The organism is Prevotella sp. oral taxon 475 (genome assembly GCF_018127805.1).
Classification (GTDB): Bacteria; Bacteroidota; Bacteroidia; order Bacteroidales; family Bacteroidaceae; genus Prevotella.
The window spans coordinates 1,721,991-1,743,182 of record NZ_CP072334.1; the positions used below are offsets into that span (position 1 = coordinate 1,721,991).

The 21,192-nt window shown below is 48.9% G+C and carries 14 protein-coding genes and 1 tRNA gene; 10 read left to right on the forward strand and 5 right to left on the reverse strand.

All coding sequences use genetic code 11. The annotated features are described in order from the left end of the window. Positions 1-80: 80 nt before the first annotated feature. Positions 81-1,304, reverse strand: a complete 1,224-nt coding sequence (gene pepT / locus J5A66_RS06840; RefSeq protein ID WP_211789915.1) for a peptidase T — start codon at positions 1,302-1,304, stop codon at positions 81-83. Between the two features lie 143 nt (positions 1,305-1,447). Next, positions 1,448-1,521, reverse strand: a tRNA-Arg gene (locus J5A66_RS06845). Between the two features lie 1,022 nt (positions 1,522-2,543). Here J5A66_RS06845 and J5A66_RS06850 point away from each other — a divergent pair. The 8 genes from J5A66_RS06850 to J5A66_RS06885 all read left to right on the forward strand — a co-directional run bounded on the left by J5A66_RS06850 (position 2,544) and on the right by J5A66_RS06885 (position 14,061). Beyond that, positions 2,544-5,858 (forward strand): SusC/RagA family TonB-linked outer membrane protein, encoded by a 3,315-nt coding sequence (locus tag J5A66_RS06850; protein ID WP_211789916.1) that lies wholly within the window; start codon positions 2,544-2,546, stop codon positions 5,856-5,858. An 11-nt stretch (positions 5,859-5,869) separates the two neighbouring features. After that, positions 5,870-7,441, forward strand: coding sequence for a RagB/SusD family nutrient uptake outer membrane protein (locus J5A66_RS06855; protein WP_211789917.1), 1,572 nt, complete (start codon positions 5,870-5,872; stop codon positions 7,439-7,441). A 12-nt stretch (positions 7,442-7,453) separates the two neighbouring features. Further along, positions 7,454-8,341, forward strand: coding sequence for a putative zinc-binding metallopeptidase (locus tag J5A66_RS06860; RefSeq protein ID WP_211789918.1), 888 nt, complete (start codon positions 7,454-7,456; stop codon positions 8,339-8,341). Between the two features lie 53 nt (positions 8,342-8,394). Continuing rightward, positions 8,395-9,672 carry a DUF4302 domain-containing protein gene (locus tag J5A66_RS06865; RefSeq protein WP_211789919.1) on the forward strand — a complete coding sequence of 426 codons (1,278 nt, stop codon included), beginning with the start codon at positions 8,395-8,397 and terminating at the stop codon, positions 9,670-9,672. An 8-nt stretch (positions 9,673-9,680) separates the two neighbouring features. Beyond that, on the forward strand, positions 9,681-10,745 hold the full coding sequence (locus J5A66_RS06870) for a BACON domain-containing protein (protein WP_211789920.1): 1,065 nt from the start codon (positions 9,681-9,683) through the stop codon (positions 10,743-10,745). A gap of 372 nt (positions 10,746-11,117) precedes the next feature. Then, entirely contained in the window at positions 11,118-12,392 is a 1,275-nt protein-coding gene (locus J5A66_RS06875; RefSeq protein WP_211789921.1) for a replication-associated recombination protein A, read from the forward strand. A 25-nt stretch (positions 12,393-12,417) separates the two neighbouring features. After that, on the forward strand, positions 12,418-13,374 hold the full coding sequence (locus J5A66_RS06880) for a D-2-hydroxyacid dehydrogenase (protein ID WP_211789922.1): 957 nt from the start codon (positions 12,418-12,420) through the stop codon (positions 13,372-13,374). Positions 13,375-13,425: 51 nt separating this feature from the next. Then, positions 13,426-14,061, forward strand: a complete 636-nt coding sequence (locus J5A66_RS06885) for a trimeric intracellular cation channel family protein (protein WP_211789923.1) — start codon at positions 13,426-13,428, stop codon at positions 14,059-14,061. Between the two features lie 19 nt (positions 14,062-14,080). Here the strand turns inward: J5A66_RS06885 and J5A66_RS06890 are convergent, their stop codons facing one another. Further along, positions 14,081-15,868: a DNA polymerase III subunit gamma/tau gene (locus tag J5A66_RS06890; protein WP_211789924.1), complete on the reverse strand. Its 1,788-nt coding sequence runs from the start codon at positions 15,866-15,868 to the stop codon at positions 14,081-14,083. A gap of 765 nt (positions 15,869-16,633) precedes the next feature. On the opposite strand from J5A66_RS06890, the gene J5A66_RS06895 reads away from it, so the two are divergent. Then, a complete protein-coding gene (locus tag J5A66_RS06895) occupies positions 16,634-18,556 on the forward strand; it encodes a cation-translocating P-type ATPase (RefSeq protein WP_211789925.1) in 1,923 nt (640 codons plus the stop codon). A gap of 37 nt (positions 18,557-18,593) precedes the next feature. Then, positions 18,594-19,502, forward strand: a complete 909-nt coding sequence (locus tag J5A66_RS06900) for a DUF4886 domain-containing protein (protein ID WP_211789926.1) — start codon at positions 18,594-18,596, stop codon at positions 19,500-19,502. 34 nt (positions 19,503-19,536) lie between these two features. On the opposite strand, the gene J5A66_RS06905 is transcribed toward J5A66_RS06900, so the two are convergent. Beyond that, positions 19,537-20,496, reverse strand: a complete 960-nt coding sequence (locus tag J5A66_RS06905) for a C10 family peptidase (RefSeq protein ID WP_211789927.1) — start codon at positions 20,494-20,496, stop codon at positions 19,537-19,539. A gap of 52 nt (positions 20,497-20,548) precedes the next feature. Continuing rightward, positions 20,549-21,190, reverse strand: a complete 642-nt coding sequence (locus J5A66_RS06910; protein WP_211789928.1) for an outer membrane beta-barrel protein — start codon at positions 21,188-21,190, stop codon at positions 20,549-20,551. Positions 21,191-21,192 lie beyond the last annotated feature (2 nt).

Genomic DNA, 21,192 nt, shown 5'->3' on the forward strand with positions numbered 1-21,192 from the left:
TTGCTTCCCTGCCATCCGGTATTTTTTAGACTCGAACTATTCGTTCTCTGTCCTCATAATTTCTCGAAAAAGATTTTCTTTCAGTCGTAATAATCTGCCGTTATCTCGCAGATTTTCGTGATGACGTTTACCGCTTTCTGCATTACCTGCACCGACACAAACTCATACGGACCGTGGAAATTCACCCCTCCGGCAAAGATATTGGGACAAGGCAACCCCTTATAGCTGAGCTGTGCACCATCGGTTCCGCCGCGAATGGGTTTTACTTTGGGCGGAACGCCACACTCCATCATCGCCCTTAACACGATGTCGATAACGTGCATGTTAGGATCTATCTTCTCCTTCATGTTATAATAGGTATCGCTCACGGTAGCCATAGCCGTTCCTTCACCATATTTTTGATTCAAGGCACAGACGCATTTTTCGAAAAACACCTTCCGATCTTCGAATCTCTCGCGGTCATGATCGCGTATAATATAACTCAGCCGAGCCCCTTCCGTACAAGCTTGGATGCCGGTCAGGTGATAGAATCCCTCATAGCCCTCGGTAGATTCAGGCGTCTCGTCGGCGGGCAGCATCGCACAAAACTCGCAAGCAAGCCGATTGGCGTTCACCATCTTCCCCTTCGCATAGCCCGGATGCACGCTCACACCCTTCAGCACCACCTTTGCCGAGGCAGCATTGAAGTTTTCATACTCCAGTTCGCCCAAGTCTCCACCATCCATGGTGTAAGCCCATTCGCAACCAAACCGTTCCACATCGAAGAGATGCGCCCCCTTGCCAATTTCCTCATCGGGATTGAAGGCAATGCGAATGTCGCCATGTTTCACCTCGTTATGGTCGCGTAGCCAACACATCGCCTGCATAATCTCGGCAATACCAGCCTTGTCGTCCGCCCCGAGAAGGGTAGTTCCATCGGTCACAATCAAGTCTTCGCCCACATGCCTCTTCAGTTCAGGAAACTTCGTCGGCGACGAAACGATACCGGCCGACAGCTCGATATCACCCCCGTCGTAACCTTTCACGATACGGGCTCGCACGTTTTCGCCGCTACAATCGGGACTGGTATCATAGTGAGAAATAAAACCTATCGTGGGAATTCTTTTCTTACAGTTGGCCTTCAGCGTAGCATAGAGATAGCCATTGCCATCCATTTCCACATCGCTGAGCCCCTCTCTCTCCATTTCTTTCTTGAGATACTCTGCAAAAACAAGCTGTTTCGGGGTGCTCGGAACGGTTTCCGAACCATCGTCCGACTGGGTGTCAAACCGGGTATAATTGATAAACCTCTCTGCAATTTCCATGCGTAGCTGTGATTTAATGAAGTAACGAAATTGCAAACAAAAAACAAAGGTGGTGCGGGTGACGGATAATTTCAGTCTGTCCAAAAACTCCCAAACATCTCAGTTCTTTCTTCACAACTCGGAATTATCCAATAAAAAAAGAGTGACCCCGGCGGGATTCAAACCCACGATCTCAGGAACCGGAATCCTGCATTCTATTCAGCTGAACTACGGGGCCCCTTTTTCGCTTGCAAAAGTAAACAAAAAACTTGGCCCGTGCAAGTCTACCCCACTGAAAATATTGAAAAAAGAGGAGAAAAAGACTTGCATTCTCCATGTCAGAGCCTCCCTTTCCGCCTCCTCTCTCCCCTCTTCATCGCGTTGACAAACACGTTGTTGTTACACGGCAGACAGATAATCCCGTTAACCCAAACGCCCCGAAGCGTTGAGAAAACGTCTTGATCTGATAGACGTTGACAGAAGCACAGATGGACAAGGGGCACCTTGACAGTTACAGGATTGCTATATATAATAAGGTGGATTCGTGATGAGGAACCGCTCTTGCTTCAAAGAACACAACACCCACATCCTCTGACGACATGCTCGCCCTGCAACATCCCTTTTGCAAAAGCTAAGCTTTCGCCCTCCTATCTCTTAGCTTTTGAACCTTAAAAGCTAAGAGATGGGCATGTAAAAGCTAAGAGATGGTAAACCGCTTGTCGAATCTACTGAAACCCACCGACTTCCATCACGTTTTATTTTCCTCGTTGTCTGTTCGGCAACAGCTGTTTTAAGAATTCTTTCAACAGTCGTATCTCCACATTTTTTCCTCTCATATCAGCATCCAAGAATCATCCAAAAGAACAACAGGCCAGTCACCCTTACCTTTGCTTTCATGTCAGATCTGTCAGCCTCTTAAGGTGTAACAATCGTTAATAATCGAGCGTAATATTTTCGTTTTTAGTCGATATAGAGGCCGTTAATAATTAAATACTACTAATTTTACGAGAAATTTAAACAAAAACATTTGTGAGTTAGATATAAAAATCACTATTTTTGCCCGTCAGTAATTCAGTAAAGAATAGGTTGTCAATCATTAATGCCTGTTGAAAAGTTGTATTCCCACGTAACAAAAAGGGATATTTCATCCACATACCAGGAAGAGCACAGCCTATATACCATTACTTTCCCCTGCCCTATTGCACAAAAAAGCTATCACAAGCCAACCAAATAAAGACAGACTAAATAGATGAAATGTTTATGAATAAAAAGCTACTTATGTGTTTGACCACCCTCTTTCTGTGCGTAAGCGCAGTTGTGGCGCAAACAAAAATCTCGGGTACGGTGATGTCGGCAGGCGACAACGAACCCATTATTGGTGCTACCATCACGGTGGTAGGAACCAAAACGGCGGCAGTAACCGACGTGGACGGGCATTTCTCGCTCACCACCGACGCACACAATCCACAAATTACCGTTAGTTACATCGGCATGGTGGCACAGACGTTAAAGGCTTCGGCCAACATGCACATAGTGCTCAAGGCCAACGCTCAAGTGCTTAACGAGGTGGTGGTAACGGGTCTTACGCGCACAGACCGCCGTTTGTTTACGGGTGCTACCGATAAGGTTGACGCCGAGAAAGCCCGACTGAGCGGTGTGGCCGACATCAGTCGGTCGCTCGAAGGGCAGGCTGCGGGCGTGTCGGTGCAGAACGTCAGCGGAACGTTTGGCACAGCCCCGAAGATACGCGTTCGTGGTGCGACCTCTATTTACGGAAGTAGTAAGCCTCTGTGGGTGGTGGATGGCGTTATCATGGAGGATGCCGCCAACGTGGGAGCTGACGATTTGGCTTCGGGAAACCCTGAAACGCTTATCTCATCGGCTATCGCAGGCCTGAACGCCGACGACATCGAAAGCTTCCAGATACTGAAAGACGGCTCGGCCACCTCTATCTATGGAGCGCGTGCAATGGCTGGCGTTATTGTTGTTACTACCAAAAAGGGCAAACAAGGACAAGCACATATCAGCTATACGGGCGAGTTTACCACCAGACTTGTACCTTCATACAACAACTTCGACATCCTCGACTCCAAAGAACAGATGGGTATTTACCGGGAAATGGCCGACAAGGGTTGGCTCAATCTCTCTGAAGTGCTCAATGGTAGCGAGTATGGCGTATACGGAAAGATGTACGAACTCACCAATCGATATGACCGTCTTACGGGTCGTTTCGCATTGGAGAACACCACCGAGGCGAAGAACCGCTACCTGCAACAGGCCGAATTCAGAAATACCAACTGGTTTAACGAGCTTTTCTCTACTAATATCATGCAGAATCACTCTGTGAGTCTGAGCGGCGGCACACAAACATCGAACTACTATGCCTCATTCAGTGCAATGCTCGATCCGGGTTGGTACAAACAAAGCAACGTGAATCGCTACACGCTCAGCTTGAACCTGACGCAACATTTGTCGGACAAATTATCGCTCAACCTCATCGGCGGAGCAGCCTATCGCAAGCAACGCGCCCCCGGAACGCTGGGACAAGACGTAGACGTTGTTAGCGGCGAGGTGAAACGCGACTTCGATATCAATCCTTATTCTTATGCCAGCAACACCTCGCGCGTATTGGATCCCAATGAGTATTATGTTTCCAATTTTGCGCCGTTCAACATCTTCAACGAGCTGAACAACAATTATATCGACCTCAATGTCCTCGATGCTAAATTCCAATTAGAACTGAAGTATAAACCCATTAAGGGATTGGAACTCTCGGCTTTGGGTGCCTTTAAGTACATGGCTTCCACACAAGAACACCATGTAAAAGACAATTCCAACCAGGCAATGGCCTATCGGGCTATGGCCAATGGCATCATCCGCGAAGCCAATAAGTATCTCTATAAGGATCCGTCCAACCCCTACAATCTTCCCTTCTCGGTGTTGCCCTACGGCGGTTTGTATCATAAGGGCGACAATCGCATGAGCGATTACGACCTGCGCGCTACGGCTAACTACAACCATACCTTCGCTCAAAAGCACATTATGAACCTTTTTGCAGGTATGGAGGTGAAGAGCATCGAACGCCAGCGTACCGTTTTCGAAGGCTCAGGACTGCGTTACGATGCGGGTCAAGTGCCGTTCTACATTTACGAATACTTCAAACGGGCCGTCGAGGCAGGCAACACCTATTACATGATAACGCCAACAAACTCGCGTAGTGTGGCTTTCTACGGCAACGCCACTTATAGCTATAAGGGTCGTTACGTGTTCAATGGTACCCTTCGTTACGAGGGTTCGAACCAGATGGGACGTGATACCAACGCCCGATGGATGCCCACATGGAACGTGTCGGGTGCTTGGAACGTGCACGAAGAAAACTGGTTTGGCAAACTTTCACCCCTTTCTCGCCTAACCTTACGTGCCTCGTACAGTCTTACGGGTACGCCTCCCGATGCCTCATACAGCAACTCTACGGCTATCATTAAGGCTTCTAACCCCTTCCGCCTCTTTGCCGAAGACCAAGAACCACAACTCGAAATATACGAATTGGCTAATGCTAACCTCACCTACGAGAAGAAAAATGAATTGAACTTAGGGTTCGACGCCTCGCTATGGAACAACCGTTTGGGTATCACCTTCGACTTCTACACTCGAAAGAACTTCGATGAAATAGGTCCAATGGTTACTGCCGGAACGGGCGGACAAATCATACGCGCTGCCAACGTGGCCGAAATGAACTCTAATGGCGTTGAACTAAGCCTCTCGTCGGTGAACTTAAAGAACAAACATTTCTCGTGGACCACAAGCTTTATCTATGCATACGCCAACACCGAGATAACTAAGCTTTTCAATCAAGGCAACGTGATGAGTCTGGTTAGTGGCAGCGGATTTGCCAAACGTGGCTATCCTGCACGCTCGTTGTTCTCTATTCCCTTCATAGGTCTTAACGACGAAGGAATGCCCATGGTGCTGAACGAGAAAGGAATGGTAACAACCGATGACATTAACTTCCAAGAGCGCACCCTAACAGACTTCCTTAAATACGAAGGACCTACCGATCCGCTGCACACTGGCTCTGTTGGCAACGTGTTTACATACCGTGGTTTCAGACTCAATGTTTTCGTAACCTACGCCTTTGGCAATGTGGTGCGCCTTGATCCGAAGTTCCGTGCACGTTATAACGATCTCGTTTCAATGACCAATGCCTTTAAAAACCGATTGACAAAGTCTGGCGAAGAAACTCAAACCAACGTGCCTGGCATTATCTCTAAGGCTCAATACATGGCCAACACCAACCTTCGGCAAGGATATAATGCCTACAACTACACCGATGTTCGTATCGCTAAGGGCGACTTTATCCGCCTGAAGGAAGTGTCGTTGGGCTACGATTTGCCTGCACAATGGCTCAAAAACGCCATGGTAAAGAATGTGTCGCTCAAGTTGCAAGCCACTAATCTCTTTTTGCTCTATGCCGATAAGCGACTCAATGGGCAAGATCCCGAATTCTATAACGTGGGTGGTGTGGCTTCGCCTATGCCCAAACAATTCACTCTTACTGTAAAACTCGGACTTTAAACCCTACGAAGATGAAAATTAATAAATATATAATAGGTGGGTCGATGGTTGCTGTTTCGTTCGCGTTAGCCTCATGCAACGATTTCCTCAACAAGTATCCCGACAGCCGTATGGATCTCAAAAATCCCTCGGAAGTGAGTCAACTCCTCGTTAGTGCATACCCTTCGGCACATCCCGCCTACCTTACCGAGATGTATTCGGACAATACCGACGAGCAGTTGCACAGCACGTGGAGCACGTTCGACAGGTTTCAAGAGCAGGCTTACCAATGGAAAGACATCGATGAGGTGCGTAACGCCGAAACGCCTTTCCAACTTTGGGAAGCCCACTACACCGCTGTGGCCACAGCCAATGAGGCCATTGCACACATCAAAAGCGTAAAAAATCCTCGTGATTACGATGCACAGCTGGGCGAAGCATTGCTTTGCAGGGCCTTCGCCATGTTCCAATTGAGTACAGTTTTCTGCCAAGCCTACGACAAAACGACGGCTCAAAACAACTTGGGAATGCCTTACCCAACAGAGCCCGAACGAATTGTGGGACGCCTGATGGAACGTGGAACACTGGCGCAACTTTACGAAAAGATAGAAAAAGACCTGCAAGAAGGCATCTCGCTTGTTGGCACTAAGTATGCCCGACCTAAGTTCCACTTCACTAAGCAAGCAGCTTACGCCTTCGCAACACGCTTCTATCTCTATGCTCAACAATACGATAAAGCCGTGCAATACGCCAATATGGTGTTGGGAGATCAGCCTGCCGACGTCCTTAGAAACTGGACCGAATGGAATCGTTTAGGGCCAAGCGGAAACGTACAGCCTAATGCTTTCGTACAAGCATCCAACAATGCCAACATCTTATTGTTGCCCGTACCCTCCGAATGGGGTGTAATAAGTATCCCCGTATTGGCTGGAAGCAAGTATGCGCACGGTGAAATGACAAGTAAAACCGAAACGTTGCAGGCTCCTGGGCCATGGGGTAATAGCGGAACGGAACTACTTTACACCGTTACTTACAACAATGGCGTGTCGAAATATGCCTTGCGCAAGATTCCCTACGTGCCTCGTGTGACAGACGTTGCGGCAGGTATCGGCATCCCCTACACCGAGTTTGCCGTGTTTAACACCGATGCTACCCTGCTCGAACGTGCCGAAGCGTATGCCCTTTCCGGAAAATATGCCGAAGCATTGAACGATATCAACACCGAATTGGCTGTTTTTTCGAAAAAGAAGGTCCGGCTTACGCTTGACCAGATCAAGGATTTCTACAACTCCCTGGCTTATTACACGCCCACCAAACCTACGCCCAGGAAAGCTCTGCATCCGCTTTTCACCATCGAGAAAACCACGCAAGAGCCACTTCTCCAATGTATCTTGCAGTTGCGTCGCATCCTCACCATACATGAAGGATTCAGATTACAAGATGTGAAACGCTATGGCATCACTCTGTATCGCAGGCAAGTGGATATACGTTCGACCGTTACCGCCCTTACCGACTCGATGAAAGTGGGCGATCCACGCTTAGCCATCCAGTTGCCACAAGACGTTATTTCTGCCGGAATAACGGCCAATCCCCGTAACAAGTAAAACTATACGCTCATGAAGAAGTATTTATATTTGGCTGCAATCGCCTTCGCATGCTGTGCCACAACCTTGTTTTCGTGCAGCGATGACAAACTGAGCGGCGACTCTATCTTCTCTACTAAAGCACAAAAGCGGAATCCCTTCGACCAGTGGCTGTATAAAAACTACACCATGCCTTACAATGTGGATTTCCAATATCGGCTTAAGACAGAGGAAACAGATAAAGCCTATCATTTCGTTCCTGCCGATTCGGCCAAGACGGCCAAGCTGGCCATCATCACAAAGTTCATGTGGTTCGACCCATATACGGAAACTATCGGCCTCGACTTTATAAAAGAGAATGCGCCGCGCATCATCGTAGCCGTGGGCATTCCTGGTTATACGCGCTACCGAACCGAAGTGGTGGGCAGTGCCGAGGGTGGCTATAAGGTGACGTTAAGCAAGGTAAACGCCCTTACCGACGACCTGCTGAAAGACTATCGCAGCATGACTGGCTTTTATTTCCACACCATGCACCACGAGTTTATGCACATCTTGAACCAGAAAAAGCCCTACGACGAGTCGTACGACAACATCTCTCGTTCCGACTACGTAAGCGGCAACTGGACCTCTGTGCCCGAAAAGCGGGCATACGCGTTAGGGTTTGTGTCGCCTTATTCGATGGAAAACCCTGCCGAAGACATTGCCGAGCTTTACTCCATTTATGTGACCAGCACGCCACAGGAGTGGAATTCCATCTTACAGTCTGCCGGAACAAAAGGCACGAGCATTATCAACAGAAAGCTAAAGATCGTGCGCGATTATATGAGGAACGCTTGGGATGCAGACATCGACTTGCTACGCAACGCCATATTACGGAGAGGTGGGAAAATTTCCACGCTCGATTTGAATAGCTTAAAGTAGCAAGACAATGAAGACGAACATTAATAATATTAAAGAAGTAAAACGATAAGCAAATGAAAAAGGCATATTTCCTATTCATATCCGTGGTGCTGACACTCCTCATGCAATCGTGTTTGCACGAAAAGAATACGACTTTTGACCTCCCCGCCGCAGAGCGAGTAGACCAAAGTGTAGCAGATTACACCACACTATTAGAATCGTCTGAAGGTGGCTGGATGCTGCATTATTATGCAGGAAGAAACTATAGCTACGGAGGATACACCCTACTATTGAAGTTTAAAAACGGACATGTCACTGCCATGGGCGACGTGTTAGACCCCGAAGAAAAGGCCACTTCCGAATACGAAGTAGTGAAAGACCAAGGCCCCATGCTCTCGTTCAACGTATATAATAAGGTGATACACCCCCTGGCAGCACCCTGGTTGGGCAACCCAGAGGGCATTCAGGGCGACTACGAGTTTGCCATACTACGTGCCACAACAGACAGTATCGTGCTCAGAGGTCGCAAATGGAAGAACGAAATGGTGCTTACACGCCTGCCCAAAGACACCAATTGGGATGAGTACATGATGGGTATCATCACCGTGAAAGACGGAATGAGCGTCAGCACTTATAACTTTATCCAAGGCAACGACACCTTGGCACAAGGCTCCATCGACCCCGACACACGCCGAATCACCGTTACGCTGGGTCAAACCAAGTGGGACATGCCCTATTGCACTAATGCTACAGGCATCGTGTTGCGCCAACCTATCACCATCGGAGGCAAACAATATCAAAACCTTACATGGAATGAAACCGAGCGAGCCCTTACCGAAGGCGAACTCAAAGTGGCGCAATACACACCTTCCAATCACAAGAAAATAGACTTCTGGGTAGGCGAATGGCAACTCAAAACGAGTTTGAGAAAACGCATCACCCTCACCTTGGAACGAGCCACAGCCCCGAACACTCTGAAAGGATATTTGCTTTACGACAAGGTGAGCTACGAACTGCAACTCACCTACGATCCCATCAACGGGCGAATAGAGCTTCCCGGCCAACCTGTTATCGACCCCACCTACAAGTATCCCGCAGGAATCGTAATGGTTCCCGCCTCTCAGAAAGACAGTAAGCTCTTCGGAGAAGGTAAGGGCAGTATGTATTTCACCTGGAATGAGGATATGTCTCGAGCCGATGCCGAAGACAGCGGACAGATTTCAGGCTACACCGTAGACTCGTTCTTGGGCGTTGCCTATGGCGAAGACCTAAGTCCCTTGCTCAATCCAAAGGGAGGTTACGTATACGCCTTCACATTGCCGAACATCGAATACATTAAGAAACTAAAATGACAACCACTATGAACAAATTCATTTCCATATCCCTGGCCACGGGTCTGACTGCTCTTATGGTGGCGTGCAGCAGCGATAAAGACCTGCCAGCGTATGCTGCGGGCCTCTCTGTGGTCAAGGCACAAACCACATTTCATGTGCTGGGCGGAACACAAGAGGTGACATTGGCCGCACAACCGGCACAGGCTTATGCGCAAGATGCCTGGCTCGCTGTGACGAAAAAGGGAGAAACGCTTGCGTTGACTGCCGAGACGAACACCAGTCCGCAAACCCGGAACACCCTTTTAGTCATCAAAAATCAGCAGGGCGACTCCATCACGCTCAACATTCATCAAGAAGGCGTATCGTTCGGGCTGCCCGTTGGCGAAGAGATCTATACTGCCGACGAGGCTTTCGAGAAGTCTTTGGCAACTCCTTCCAACGTAACCGTCGACTACGGAGCTACCGAAAGTTGGATAACCGTGCAGAAAAACGGTGAAAACATTGACGTGAAAGTGGCTGCCAACACCACAGGAAAGCCACGCGTGGGCTGGGTAACGGCTAAAGCAGTGGGACTTACCGACTCGCTTCGGGTGGTACAAGCATCCTTGGCCGACATCGAAGGAGAGTATATTCAAACAGCTCTCATGAGGCTGCCCAGTAGAGATTTGGAGAAGAAAACCACAAAAGTGCGTATTGTGGCAACAGGTACGAACAAGGCCAACTTTATCGTTGAAGACAAATACGCCTGGGAGGTTAGCTTTACTCCTGGCAAAGGTCTTACGATGTATAACGGCAAAATCGTGGGCAAAAATGAGGTAAAACCAGGCGTTTTCGAATATCTCATCACCGTGATTGTGGCCGACGATTTTAGAAAAGGACATGAAACGGCCATCAACGGAACACAAGAAAGCGTCTTGTTGACCTTCGATGATAAGGGAAACCTCGTCTTCAAAGAAGCACAGAAACTGGCTTCCGAACAAACTTTCGCCTCCTATGGTTGGAACCGCTTCTCTGATTCGAAACCCGTTATGGGAGCTTTCCGAGGCATCGGTGAGGTATTTGTAAAACCCCAACTCAAGCGCAAACCTTAGATTCTCTAAGAACTGACAGATTCAAATAGCCGAGCGTGTTCTGCACATCTTCATTCAATGAACGAGAAGATGGCAGAACACGTTTTGCAAAAGCTCAGCTTTCGTCCTCCGTTTTCTTAGCTTTTACATCGCCATCTCTTAGCTTTTGCACCTCAAAAGCTAAGCTTTTACAACGTATTTCCTAAGCCCCTGATTCCCAACTGAATAGGAAGGCCATCCCAAACGAGGGAAAAATCTGCCGAGAAACGGGCGCAGAAAGAGCAGGTTTTGCGTACCTTTGCAGAAGACGAAAGAAGCCGAAGAGCCTTTCTATCCGCCCTCTGCACATACCTGAAGACTGCGAATGCGGAAAAAATCACTTGAAGAGAAATAATGAGCGAGCCCTTAGCCGAAAGAATGAGACCGAGAACGCTCGACGAGTATGTAGGACAGAAACATCTCGTTGGGCCGAATGCCGTGCTGCGCAACATGATCGATGCGGGCCGAATCCCCTCGTTCATCCTTTGGGGACCGCCGGGTGTGGGCAAAACAACACTTGCACAGATTGTGGCCAACAAGTTGGAAACACCGTTCTACACACTCAGTGCAGTGACAAGCGGAGTAAAAGATGTGCGTGAGGTGATAGACAGAGCGAAGTCGGGCAGGTTTTTCGGTTCGCATTCGCCTATTCTCTTCATCGACGAGATACACCGTTTCAGCAAGTCTCAACAAGATTCGCTGCTCGGAGCGGTAGAAAAAGGCGTTGTAACCCTCATCGGAGCCACAACCGAAAATCCCTCGTTCGAGGTGATTCGCCCATTGCTCTCGCGCTGTCAGCTCTATGTTTTACAGCCCCTATCTAAAGAAGATTTGGAGGAACTCATCCAACGGGCCGTACAGCAAGACGTGGAACTGAAAAAGAAAACGATCCGCATCAAAGAGAATACGGCTCTGATTCGTTACAGCGGAGGAGATGCGCGAAAGCTATTGAATATCCTTGAGCTGGTGGTCGAGGCCGCTCTGCCGGGTGAAGAGGTGCTCATCGACGACGAAACGGTGGTCAACCGGTTGCAACAAAACCCATTGGCCTACGACAAAGACGGCGAAATGCACTACGACATCGTGTCAGCATTCATCAAAAGCATCCGAGGTAGCGACCCCGATGCGGCTCTTTATTGGATGGCTCGCATGATTGAGGGCGGCGAAGATCCGCAGTTCATCGCTCGAAGGTTGGTGATCAGTGCGGCTGAAGACATCGGACTGGCTAATCCCAACGCCCTGCTCATCGCCAATGCGGCATTCGATGCCGTGATGAAAATAGGGTGGCCGGAGGGCCGAATTCCATTGGCCGAGGCCGCTGTTTACCTTGCAACAAGTGCAAAAAGCAACTCGGCCTACAACGGTATCAATCAAGCCCTGGAACTGGTGCGCAGTTCTGGCAATCTGTCTGTTCCGCTTCATCTACGCAATGCCCCTACCAAACTGATGCGCGAACTGGGGTATGCCGATGGATATAAATATGCACACGACTATCCGGAGCACTTCGTCCCTCAGCAATATCTGCCCGACGAACTCACGCAAACACGCCTTTGGCAGGCCCAACACTCGCCCGCTGAAGAGAAACTCTATCAACGCATGGTGCATCTATGGGGCGAACGGTATCAATAAATATAGATTTTAAGTTTTCAAAACGATGAATATTGTAGTATTAGACGGCTATTGCGCCAATCCCGGCGACTTTTCCTGGGAGGAATTGGCACAGTTCGGCGAAGTGAAAGTTTACGACCGAACAAGCAAAGAAGAGGTGATTGAACGGGCCAAAGAGGCCGACATGGTGCTCACCAACAAGGTTGTGCTCAAGGGAGAGACACTTCTCAAACTGCCTCGACTTAAATATATCGGCATTTTGGCCACCGGATTCAACATCATTGACGTGAAAGAGACACGCGAAAGGGGCATCGTCGTCTCCAATGTGCCTGCTTACAGCACCGATAGCGTAGCGCAGATGACGTTTGCTCATATCCTTAACATCACCAATCGCATCGAACACTATGCCGATAAGAATCGACAGGGCGAATGGAGCCAAGCTTCCGACTTCTGTTATTGGGATACGCCTCTGCACGAGCTTGCCGGAAAGACGCTGGGAATTGTGGGACTGGGAAACATCGGTTGCAAAGTAGCGAAAATTGCACGATGTTTCGGCATGGATGTTTTCGCCTTTACCAGTAAGAACGCAGCCGATTTGCCCGCAGGTGTTCATAAAACAACGCTCGACGGACTGCTTTCCATCAGCGATGTCTTATCTCTGCATTGCCCATTGACCAAAACAACGCGCGAAATGATGAACAAAGACTCGATTGCCAAGATGCGTCGAGGAGCCATTCTCATCAATACCGGGCGCGGTTCGCTGGTCAACGAGTCCGATGTTGCTCAAGCTCTTGCCGACGGACAGCTATCTGGTTACGGCGCAGACGTGATGACCTGCGAGCCGCCTCAGGCCGATAACCCACTACTCAAGCAGCCCAACGCCTTCATTACGCCCCATATTGCCTGGGCAACTGCCGAAGCACGCGGTCGATTGCTAAAAACAGCCATCGCCAATGCAAAGGCTTTTGCCGAAGGAAGACCACAGAACGTCGTCAACCAATAAAAGAAGAAAAACCGAAAAGACCCGTCTTCAAAAGCAACAACACACCGAAGAATGACTTACAGCGACCCCGAACTGGCGAGTACAGTTCAGAAAATCATCGAGATAACAGGCACTTTTGCTTTCGCCATATCCGGTATTCGGCATGCAGCAGCTAAGCATGTCGACTGGTTTGGAGGGCTTGTCTGCGGTATTGCCGTGGCCATTGGCGGCGGAACCTTGCGCGATGTAATGCTCGGTGTCACACCTTTTTGGATGACTTCGTCGGTCTATATGGTGTGCACAGTTCTGGCATTGCTCTCTGTTATCGTTTTTGCCAAATACGTAGAGCGGCTCTCCAATACGTGGTTTGTCTTCGATACCCTCGGATTGGCTCTCTTTACGATAGCCGGACTACAAAAGGCACTTGCCCTGGGACAGCCCTTTTGGGTAGCCATCATTATGGGTTGTATCACCGGAGCGGCAGGTGGTGTGGTGCGAGACGTGCTTCTCAACAACGTACCTGTTATCTTTCAGAAAGAGATTTACGCCATGGCGAGCATTGCCGGGGGTGCTCTTTATTGGGCACTTTATGCTCTTGGCGTGGAGATTGGGATAACGGTCGTCAGTTGTTTTCTCTTTATCTGTTTGGTACGTTTCCTGGCTATGCGGTACCATATCTCGCTGCCCATGCTACGCGAGCAGAAATAAAGAAAAGTGAAAGGCCGCCTTAGGATAGTTCCAAGTCTAAGGCGTGGCGTAGTTTTTCTATGGCAGGATTGCTCTGACGCAGGTTTTCAAAGGTTTCTTTAGGGGTGAGCAGCTTTTTCATTTCTTCCACTTTTGCCAGTCGGATATTAAGTTCAATACTGCCATTATGCAGTGTTTTCGACAGTGTTGAACGTATTCTGCTTTTCAATTTATGGATTTCCTCCAGCACCATCTCGTTGTCTGCCAGGACTTCCACCTGCGGAAACTCAGTAATACGTGGTTTCATGTTTTTCATTCTCGCCGCCATGGCCGTTAACTCCTGTGGCATTCGGTTGCACATCGACATCCATTGCAACTCCAATTCGTCTTGGGAGAATGTGGTATTCTCATCTTTATTCTCCACCTCAGCTTCTTTCTGAAGATAAGAAGGCTTACCGGGCCCGTTCCGTAAGTCGGCAAAAGAGGTGCCCATCCCTCCCAGTTTGAGGCGTGCACCCGGGGCAATGGTCGATGTAGAAACGACCTTTTCCTCGGCAGAGGGATGGTTTTCATCACTACCGACAGACTCGATTGGAGGTGTCGCCATGTGTTGATTCACCTCCGTTTTCTCCCCACCGGCCACCTGTATAGCCGGTTTCGGTTGGGGAATGGCTTTTTTTCCGAACAGGGATTTCAAACTCTTAGGGCTACGCCCCGCACCAACTTCATCGTCGGGTTGCGTGATCTGCGCCACCTGAATCAACGTCAGCTCCACCAATAAGCGTTTGTTGCTGCTCTGCCGGTAGTGAATGTCGCAGTTGTTCATCAGTTCCAACGCCTTATAAAGAAAAGGAGCCGGACATTTTTTTGCCTGCTGTTGGTAGCGTTCCCGTTGGCATTGACTCACCTCGAGTAATGGAAGCGTAGCCTCATCTTTAGCCATGAGCACATTGCGAACATGACTGGCCAGACCGTTGATGAGGTTTCCGCCATCGAAACCCTTGCCCATCAAATCGTTGAGCAGCACCATCATATCGCTCACCTGATTATCTACAGCCAAGTCGATGAGATTGAAATAATTGTCGCTATCGAGCACATTGAGGTCGGCAATCACGTTTTCGTAGGTGATATTGCCCTGACAAAAACTGGCGGCCTGGTCGAAAATAGAAAGCGCATCCCGCATTCCGCCGTCTGCTTTCTCGGCAATCACGGCCAAGGCCTCCTCTTCATACGTCACGCCTTCTTTCTGAGCAACGCCCTTGAGGTGATCGATAATGCCTTGAACGGTCATTCTCTCAAAATCGTAAATCTGACAACGAGAAATGATTGTGGGCAGAATCTTATGTTTTTCGGTGGTTGCAAGGATAAAGATAACATGTGCAGGCGGCTCTTCCAGCGTTTTTAAGAAAGCATTGAAGGCCGCTGTAGACAGCATGTGCACCTCGTCGATGATGAACACTTTATAGCGTCCCACCTGCGGCGGGATGCGTGTTTGCTCCATCAGAGTTTTGATATTTTCTACCGAGTTGTTGCTGGCCGCATCCAATTCGAAGATGTTATACGACCGCTGTTGGTTGAAAGCTTCGCAGCTTTCGCAGTGATTGCAGGCTTCTCCCTCAGCCGTGGGAGTCTGACAATTGATGGCTTTTGCAAAGATACGTGCGCAAGTGGTTTTACCCACGCCTCTCGGACCGCAAAAAAGGTAAGCGTGCGCCAACTTCCCGCTCTTCACTGCATTCTTCAACGTTGTGGTAAGAGCATTCTGCCCCACAACAGAGTCGAACGACATGGGCCGGTATTTGCGCGCCGAAACGATGTATTCACCCATTGATTTGACTAAAAATGTTTCTGCAAAGATACAGAATTTATTCTGGTTCTTTCCCATCCGCTTTCTAATTTAACCCGTTCGAAGACTTGACGAAACCTCCCTATCGCAGAGAAAGTTCCGGAAAAGAACATATCGATGCTCCCCGAATGGAATCGTAGAGGGGAGTATTCGTTTTTTATTTCCTTTACAAATAAAATTCTCAATCTGGAGAGAAAGGAGGCGAAAAATAGGAGTCGACAAGGCAAAAACAGAGCTTTCCACTGGCAAAAACTAAGAGATCGCCACTCAAAAGCTAAGCTTTTGCACGTCCAAAAGCCTCTTTTTGCATTACGGAAACAGGTTTTTGTACGGTAAAAAGGAGCTTTTTCTGCCCGAAAAAGGTATTTTTTATGAGCACTCTCTCTATAACTCCCTGATACTCAATTACACCTAAGAATCGCATATTTGCAGCCAAGAGAACGGTTGTTGATTTCTACGCGAATGGCGAAAGGGTAAAAGTGTTAAATGCATTCTTTTCTTTTTACTTCTTGAAGTCAGAGCTCCACCCAGCCATTGTCCCAAAAGACCATCAGCCAACGACTGACAAAAATAGCAGAATGAAGTATTTTTAGGCACACATATTGCTGCAAAAAGAAATAGAGATAAGTGACCACGGCTGTCTATATCTGGCAGCAGTAGATGTTCGATCGACAACTGTCAACAGGTATTTGCTTGACTTCGGCGCATCGATAAACAGCCGGAAATGGTCCGATAAAAAGGAAAAATATGGAGAAAAGAACGATTCCTGTGGTGGGCATGGCCTGTTCGGCTTGCTCGGCCCATATTGAAAGGAAACTCAATTCGCTGAAAGGCGTTAAGACAGCAACAATCAATCTACCGGGCAGAACGGCTTGGGTAGAGTTCGAACCCGAGGAAATCAGTCTTGAGGATATGAAAAAGGAGGTCAACGGAATAGGTTACGATCTCGTGATAGAGGTCCAACAATCGGCAGAAGCCATCGAACGGCGCGAGTTTTCAAGATTGAAGAGGAAGACATTGCTATCATGGCTCTTCGCCTTTCTTTGCATGAGTGTGTCGATGGGTTGGATTTCCGTCGGATCAAAAGAGGCGAACCACCAACTGGCATTACTCCTCTCACTGGCTAACTTCGCCGTTTGCGGTCGCGATTTCTTCACTCGGGCATGGTTGCAACTGCGTCATGGATCGGCCAATATGGACTCACTGGTTGCTCTGTCTACGGGCATTGCTTTCCTCTTCAGTACCTTTAATACTTTTTGGGGAGAAGCGGTTTGGGGTGCACGGGGCATCCAATGGCATACGTATTTCGACGCTTCGGTGATGATTATCACCTTTGTGCTCACAGGACGACTGTTGGAAGAGCGAGCCAAAGACGAGACGGCAGGTAGCATTCGACAGCTGATGGGCCTGGCTCCGAAGACAGCCCGGCTCGTCGACGGCGACGAACTGCATGATGTTCCCATTGCCACCATCAGTCGGGGGGACATTCTTGAGGTGCGTGCCGGCGAGAAAGTGCCGGTGGATGGCGAAGTGACACAGGCCGAGAGCTTTATGACAACAGGCGGAGCGTATGTAGACGAGAGCATGATTACGGGCGAACCCACCCCCGCTCTTAAGCAAAAAGGTGCGAAAGTGCTGGCCGGAACAATGGTTTCACAAGGCAAGTTGAGGTTTAAAGCGCAGCAGATTGGCGAACATACGGCCCTGGCACAAATCATCAAAATGGTGCAGCAGGCGCAGGGAAGCAAGGCTCCCGTGCAACGAACGGTAGACCGTGTGGCACGCATCTTTGTGCCCACGGTGGGCATCATTGCCTTGATAACGTTCTCACTTTGGTGGATCGCGGGTGGCTATACAGCTCTTCCGCAAGCTCTTCTCTCGGCGGTGGCAGTGCTGGTTATCGCCTGTCCATGCGCCATGGGCCTGGCCACACCCACGGCCTTGATGGTTTCTATCGGCAAAGCGGCACAGATGAATGTACTTATTAAGGATGCTTCGGCCCTGGAGAGCCTCAAAAGCATCGATGCTATGGTGATAGACAAGACAGGAACGCTTACTGTTCCCAACCAAAACATCGACTTTACTAAGGCCGATGTCTTGCCTTTGGAGCAACGAGAAACCCTGAAACCCCACGCCCGAGAGGCGATGGAAGAACTAAGAAAGTTGGGTATAGAGGTGTATATGATGAGCGGCGACAAGGAAGAAGCGGCGCAATATTGGGCCCAACAGGCAGGTATCGACCATTATTGCAGTAGGGTTCTTCCGCAAGACAAAGAAAATAAAGTGCGCCAACTGCAAGCAGTCGGACACAAAGTGGCCATGGTGGGCGACGGCATCAATGATACCCAAGCACTGGCACTGGCCGATGTGGGTATCGCTATGGGTAAAGGAACCGACGTTGCCATAGATGCCGCACAGGCTACACTCATGGGCGACGACCTGAGACGCATTCCGCAGGCCATCCGTTTGAGCCGAAAAACCACTTCGATGATAGCTCAAAACCTCTTCTGGGCTTTTATTTACAACATCGTCTGCATCCCTTTGGCCGCCGGATTACCTCATGTTTTCGGTATCGACTTTCAGATTACGCCGATGTGGGCCAGTGCCCTTATGGCCTTTTCGAGCGTGAGTGTGGTGCTCAATAGCTTGAGATTGAAGTTGACCAAATAGACAATTGAAAACAACTTAACCCTTAAATAAAGAAGATATGCAGAGGAAACGTTTTGCAATAAGTAGTTGCGGACTAGCTTTCAGCCTGTCGTTGGTGTTCGTATTGTGTGTTCAAGTGGCCTTTGCAGGTAAGCCTTTGAAGTTGTTGGCCATTGGAAACAGTTTCTCGGAAGATGCCATTGAACAGAACCTCTTTGAGTTAGCAGCAGCCACGGGGCACCGGATGGTGATCGGTAACATGTATATTGGCGGTTGTTCGTTAGAAAGACATTGCGACAATGCACGTAATGACAAGCCCGACTACAACTATCGCAAGATAGGAATAGACGGAAAAATGACTCGTACAGCCAACTATACGCTCGACAAGGCCTTACGCGACGAACAATGGGATTACGTTAGTTTGCAACAGGTTAGTCAGCTTTCGGGCGTGTACAGTAGCTTCCAGCCCTATTTAGACAGTCTTATCGCTTACGTTCGGGCACGTGTTCCCGCCACGACTAAGCTGATTTGGCACGTTACTTGGGCCTATGCGCAGAACTCAACACATGGCGGATTTGCCAACTACGACTGCAATCAGGGCAAGATGTATCATGCTATTGTTGAAGGTGCGCAACGTTTAAAGAAAGAAAACACCCACTTTAGTCTCTTTGTTCCCGTGGGTACAGCCATTCAAAACGCCCGTACTTCGTTCGTTGGCGACCATCTTAACCGCGACGGTTTCCATCTCGACCTGGTGCTGGGACGTTATACCGCAGCCTGTACATGGTTCGAATGTCTGTTTAAAACGAATGTTGTGGGTAACAAATTTGCGCCGAAAGGGTTGAGCGTAGCACAAAAAGAAGTGGCACAATGGTCGGCTCACCTTGCCATAGAGCGACCTTTCGAATGTTCGCCAATAAACATTGGCAACATCGCCACACCTGTTTCGGCATCGACTTTCAAATGAAACAAAAGAAAGCGTGTCTGCAAAGAGCTGGCCGTTACTTCACCAGCACTTTGCGTACACGCTTGTTTTCATCGCGCACAACGTTGATACCGCGGTGCAAACAGGCAGAGCGCGTTCCATCAATAGCAAAAATCTGCTGCTGGGCAGACGGTTTTTCTTGCACCGCTCGTTCTACTTTCGTACTTGTTTTGGGCGGATGTAACCGCACAATCATCGACTGTCCGTATTTAAAAGCTATCTCTTTCAACAGCACAAATCCATCTTCATACTCGCCCAATCCGTAGACAACGTGCACCTTTCCCTCACTGTCGTAGCCGTCTACCACAAAGCAATGGGCGAGATAACTCGTCGTTATGCCGCCATAGATCACAGGTCGGCCCGCTGAAAGCTCCTTAAACAGCGTGGTGAACCACGTACTATCGTCGATTTCATGAAGCATGGACGACATGTAAACAGCCTCATCATCATATCCGAAATGCGTCTTCATGGCAGGTGCAATATCCATTTCGAACGCCCCACTGTCCCATTTTCCATACTGCATCTTGACCGCTGCGCCGCAATCGGCCATGAGTTGAGCCACCGCCATGCGCTTTTCTTCAGGATAAGAAGAGAGCGGGCGATAAACGTTCTCCATCTTCGTCCAGTCGTATTGGTGTTTGTCGAAGTGGACTTCAACGGCATACGGACGGCGGTCATCTCCATTATAAGTGTACGAAATCTGCCCTTTCCCCGCTTCGGGATAAGCATAAAACTTCATGACCTGTGCCATGGCCGTTGCCACGCAGCCTGTTTTGCAATGCACACTGCTGCCGGGAGCCTGCGGACACAGGAGGTTATAGGGTGCGTTCTGCCCCCAAGCTGTTTGCAAAAGAGGCTTTACCTCGGTTTTTATTTCAGGTAACAAAGAGCGATACCAGTATTGTTGCGTCTTCTCGACTCCCGAAACAGGAATCGTAAGACCAAAGAGGAAAAAGGAGAAAAGAAATTTGATCATCCTTGTCTGTTGTCTTTGATTCATCAGAGCAGTCCTATATATTGACGAAAATTTAGAATCGATAGCCAGCATAGAGGTTCAACGCGCAAGGAGAACCCAATTCGTAGGTGTTGCTCCATTCTCTTTTATCAATGGCGAGAAAACCGATTTGGAAGCCGGCTCCCACAAAATAGCGATGGAACTCCACCTGCGTCAAAACGTGCAAACCTGTATCCCAACGACGCATGTTCACTTCTGAACCAAAGGTAGAATAGTGACGATCCACAGGGATGTGCCGATAGAAATACAAACCAGGTGTTGCATGCGTTGTGCCGCCTATGCCATAACCCACATAAGGACCAACACCGAGACTGATATAGGTGGTTTGTCCGGGATGAAACTGCAAGAGTGCGTCTACCGGAAGTTGTAGATACAAGCCGCGGATGGTGACCTTTCCACCATAATCAGCCTCTAATGTGCCACCTTTTTGATAAATCTCAAGAGCCGGTTGTAGATGGAATCGACCGCTGGAGAGGAGCCTTATCTGTGCACCAGCCCCGAGATGAAATCCTATGGGCATACCTGCGTTACCCCGCGAAGCGAGAAATCCACTCGTCAATCCCATCCTTACAAAGGGCGTAACCACCTTTTCTTGTGCTCCCAACCGCCCAAACCATATCGCCAATACAGCGATGATCCATATCCTTGCTTTCATTT